Raw genomic sequence first — 4,250 nt, 5'->3', positions numbered from 1 at the left:
AAGACCGAGAGCCAGGGCCGCATCCAGACCTCTACCGCGACCGTTGCCGTGCTGCCCGAGGCGGAGGAGATCGATGTTCAGATTAACCAGTCCGACCTGCGCATCGACACCTACTGCGCTTCCGGCCCCGGCGGTCAGTGCGTTAACACCACCTATTCGGCGGTGCGCATCACCCACCTGCCCACCAACACCGTGGTGCAGTCCCAGGAGCAGCGCTCTCAGATCCAGAACCGCGAGGTCTGCATGCAGATGCTGCGCGCCCGCCTGTACGAGATGGAGCTTGAGCGCCAGCAGGCAGAGCTGGGTGCCGAGCGCTCCAGCCAGATTGGCCACGGCAACCGCTCCGAGAAGATCCGTACCTATAACCAGCCGCAGGACCGCGTGACCGATCACCGCATCGGATTCAACTCCACCTACAACGGCGTTTTGCTGGGCGACCAACTGTCGACCGTGATTGAGGCGCTCGCCGCCGCTGATCGCGCAGAGAAGCTCGCCGCCGCCGTCTAAGGCGTTTTAGTCGCGCTGCGCGCAATGATAGCAATGAAGAGAGCCGGGGCGTCCGTGTGGGAGCTCCGGCTCTCTTTATTTGGGGGAAGCGGCCTTACGGNNGCTTCGCGGACGTTACTCGCGGGGGCGCATCCAGGGTTTGCGCGGCGTCTTGGCAAGATCGGCGCCGGCGCGGATGTGCTGGGCGATTTCTAGCACAGGATCGTCGTCGGGGGTGGACAGCACTTCGCTGGGCAGGGGTTCGTCTACGCCGGCGCGGTGGAAGTTGCCTACAAAGTCATCGGTTTTGAGCACGTTGATGACGGCGCGCGGATCGACGGAGCGGATGGTCTTGATGGCATCGCCCACTTCATAGGAGGATAGGACCGTGTGGATAATGCCAACGGCCTCGCCGCTATACGCACCGGTGCCGTCGATGATGCTGGCGCCGTGGTGGAACGTGGCCGTGTAGATGTCCGCCACCTCTTTGGGGCGCTTGGTTGTGATGATGAGCGTCGAGCGGTTGTAACGGTGATAGAAGCCATCGATCGCCTTGGTGGAGATGAACTGGAAGACTATGGAGTACGCGGCGTGCTCCCACCCAAAGATGGCGCCAAAGATGCCCAGCACGCAGCAATTGCCGGCGAAGACGTAGGGCCAGATGGTCTTGCCCGTCTTATTGGAGACGTACAGCGCGATAAAGTCCGCGCCCGCGGTCGACGCACCGCTTTTGAGCGCGATGGCGATGGCGATGCCGTTGAGCACGCCGCCGAAGATGACGTTGAGCAGGGTTTCGCCCAGAATGGGCTGGAACGAGAAGATGCGCAGGAAGAGGCTGAGCAGCGCTACCTGAATCATGGAGAAGATGACGAAGCGCTTGCTGATGCTGCGCCAGCAGAAGAGGGCGACGGGGGCGTTGAGCGCCAGCACGCCCAATGACGTGGGAAAGCTAACGCCTACCAGCGACGTGACGCGGTCGATAAGCAGCGCGATGCCGGTGAAGCCGCCGGAAAGCAGGTTGGCAGGGTTGACAAACGCTTGGATCACGTAGGTTTGAAGCAGGGCGGAGGCTAGAACGCAAAGCAGGGTGACAACACGGCGGACAAAGATGTAGCGACCAAGGTGCTTGATGTTCTCGAGGGGGCTGGTGCCCGACATTCGCGGTCATCTCCTTTGGGGCGGAAGGCTGATGGGGTGCGGCTCGACACTGCGTGCACATAGTAGTACAAGCGGCGCACGTTTGAAGATGCGGACGAGTTTTCTGATAGATTGTGCGCACATGGGACATGCTGCCAAGAAAAAACGGCTCCTAGTCATGCAAAAGCGCTGGTTTTCGCCTTGTGTGATTGTTCATGAAGTAGAATCGCTTGCGAAACACGAAGCGCCTTCACGCCCTTGGCGGTTTGCGAGGCGAGCGAGAGGAAGGGTTGGGCTATGGCGAACGAGGTATGGACTATCGGCCGCTGCCTGGACTGGACGCGCGATTACCTGGACAAGAAAGGTGACGAGCATGCCCGCTATACGGCCGAGTTGCTTTTGACCAGCGTGACCGGTATGAAGCGCATCGACCTTTATATGGGGCTTGATAAGCCCATGTCTCCCGTCGAGCTCGATCGCATGCATCAAGCGGTGGTGCGACGCGCCAAGGGTGAGCCCGTGCAGTACATTACGGGGACAACCGGGTTTAGGACGCTTGAGATCAAATGTGCCCCGGGGGTGCTGATTCCTCGTCCAGAAACCGAGGTATTGGTGGGCGAGGTGCTGGACTACCTTGACCGCAGCGTGCTGGGGGCGGGCCCCGCCTCTGGTAGAGCGCGCGTCGAGCTGCCCTGGAACGCCCAGGTTGAGGAGGCTCGACGAGCAGAGGAGGCTGCTGCCGCGAAGCGGGCTGAAGAGGAGGGCACCGAGGCGGCTGGCGAGACGGCTCTAGTGGCCGAGGACATTTCCGCCGACGTCTCAGCTGAGTCGGATGCGGAGTCCGGGCAATCCGGTGCGCAAGATGGGCCGCGCGTGGCACGAGTTCTTGAGGTTGGCTGCGGAACCGGATGCATAGCGCTCTCAATCGCCGCGGAGCGAGTGGGGAAGGTGCGCTGCGTCTCCACGGACATCAATCCCAAAGCCGTGGAGCTTGCGATCGCTAATCGCGATGCGCTTCATATGGACGAGGAGACGGTGGCGTTTCGCTTGGGCGACTTGGTGTCGCCGGTGCGCTCGGATGAGGCCGGGGCGTTTGATGTGCTGGTGTCAAACCCGCCGTACATTCCGCGCAAGGTGATGGAGGTTCTTCCCTTAGAGGTGACCGATTATGAACCCCATTTAGCTCTTGAGGGCGGAGAAGACGGGCTCGACATCTTCCGCCGCTTAGTCGCCGCGGCGCCTAGGATGCTGCGACCCGGAGGCTTGCTTGCATGCGAGCTGCACGAGGAGTCGCTTCAGGATGCGGCGGCTATCTGCACTGCGGCAGGGTTCAAGGACGTTAGGATAATCGAAGACCTTGCGCGCCGCCCCCGTATCATCTTGGCGACGGTTGGAGAGGCTTAATGACTAAGGTTGTTGCAGTTGGTCCTGGTTGCACAGACGGTCTTGATGGGGTTGCGGATGCGCTCAGGGCTGGCGCCCTTGCCCTGCTGCCCACCGAAACCGTGTATGGTGTGGGCGTGTGCGTGGGCGCCTACAGCGCATGCGGGGAGACGCCGGGACCCCAAACGGGATACGGCAGAATCTTTACGCTGAAGCATCGCGACGTCGCCCAAACCGTGCCGTGGCTGGTGGCTGGACCTAAGGACCTTGATCGCTTTGGGCGGGATGTCGCGCCTCAGATTCGCGCGCTGGCATCCGCTTTTTGGCCAGGCGCGCTGACGGTTGTGGTGAAGGCGTCGCCGTTGGTTCCCTCGTTTATGCGGGCGGCGGACAATACCGTGGCGCTGCGCGCCTCCGCCTCTCCGGTCATTCAGTATCTGGTGCGCGCTTGCGGATCCCCGCTGGCGGTGACATCTGCCAACACGCATGGTGCGCCAGCGCCAGATTCGTTTGCGGCGGCGGAGGAGCGTATCGTGGCGGGCGTGGACGTTGCGGTGGACGCGGGGCGGACAACGTGCCGTGATGCATCGACCATCGTTGCCGTGCGCGACGGCGAGCCCGTGATTCTGCGTGAGGGGGCAATCTCTGCCGGTGAGATCCGGGCGGCGCTCGCGTAGGCCGCGCGTGCAACAGCAATATGGAGACATGGTGCTCAGACGCGGGCGATAATGGACGCATCGCCCCGTTGTTGGCGCCTATTGGTGCAAGCGACCCTGCGCGAAGGGTCGCTTTTGTCGTTAACCGACCATTCAACCCGCTTGTCGGGTGGCTATAAAACCATCACAGGGTGCGCATGGGCGATGTGACACAATGCTGCAACAACAGACAATTCGATGTAAATTCACCGGGTGTGCAACCTGGTTGCTTTTTGTGCTCAAGAAAGGTGCCGCTATGGCGTTCTCGTTAAAAGACCTGGGCTTGGTCGACCAAATGTACCTGCCTCACGGCGGTAGCTATATCATGGCGCTCGATTCGGGTACCACGTCGGTTCGTGCCATCATCGTGGACGAGTACGACTGCATCGTGGCGCAGGCTTCGCGCGCAATAAGCACAACATACCCCCAGCCCGGCTGGGTGGAGCAAGATCCCATGGAGATCCTTGCTTCGCAGATTGCCGTCATGATGGAGGTCCAGTTTAAGAGCGGCATCCACTCCGACAGCATCGCCGCCATCGGCATCACCAA

5 protein-coding genes are annotated in these 4,250 nt (G+C 61.4%); 4 read left to right on the top strand and 1 reads right to left on the bottom strand.

Going from position 1 to position 4,250, the window contains the following annotated elements; genetic code table 11:
• Window positions 1–507: peptide chain release factor-like protein (locus B3H65_RS01165; protein WP_286683803.1), on the top strand; the 507-nt coding region annotated here is incomplete at its 5' end.
• A gap of 114 nt (window positions 508–621) precedes the next feature.
• Here B3H65_RS01165 and B3H65_RS01160 read toward each other — a convergent pair.
• Window positions 622–1,644: a YitT family protein gene (locus B3H65_RS01160; protein WP_286683802.1), complete on the bottom strand. Its 1,023-nt coding sequence runs from the start codon at window positions 1,642–1,644 to the stop codon at window positions 622–624.
• 276 nt (window positions 1,645–1,920) lie between these two features.
• On the opposite strand from B3H65_RS01160, the gene B3H65_RS01155 reads away from it, so the two are divergent.
• From B3H65_RS01155 to B3H65_RS01145, 3 genes are all read left to right on the top strand, one after another.
• On the top strand, window positions 1,921–3,027 hold the full coding sequence (locus B3H65_RS01155) for a N5-glutamine methyltransferase family protein (protein ID WP_286683801.1): 1,107 nt from the start codon (window positions 1,921–1,923) through the stop codon (window positions 3,025–3,027).
• Window positions 3,027–3,683, top strand: coding sequence for an L-threonylcarbamoyladenylate synthase (locus tag B3H65_RS01150; RefSeq protein ID WP_009141775.1), 657 nt, complete (start codon window positions 3,027–3,029; stop codon window positions 3,681–3,683). Before B3H65_RS01155 ends, B3H65_RS01150 begins: the two co-directional genes overlap by 1 nt.
• 274 nt (window positions 3,684–3,957) lie before the next feature.
• Window positions 3,958–4,250 (top strand): FGGY family carbohydrate kinase (locus B3H65_RS01145; RefSeq protein ID WP_286683800.1); only part of this gene is annotated, 293 nt, incomplete at its 3' end.

Source organism: Collinsella sp. UBA1693 (assembly GCF_002320115.1).
GTDB lineage: Bacteria > Actinomycetota > Coriobacteriia > Coriobacteriales > Coriobacteriaceae > Collinsella > Collinsella tanakaei.
Note: the sequence above shows the minus strand (reverse complement) of the source record. Positions and strands in the feature narration are given on the sequence as shown.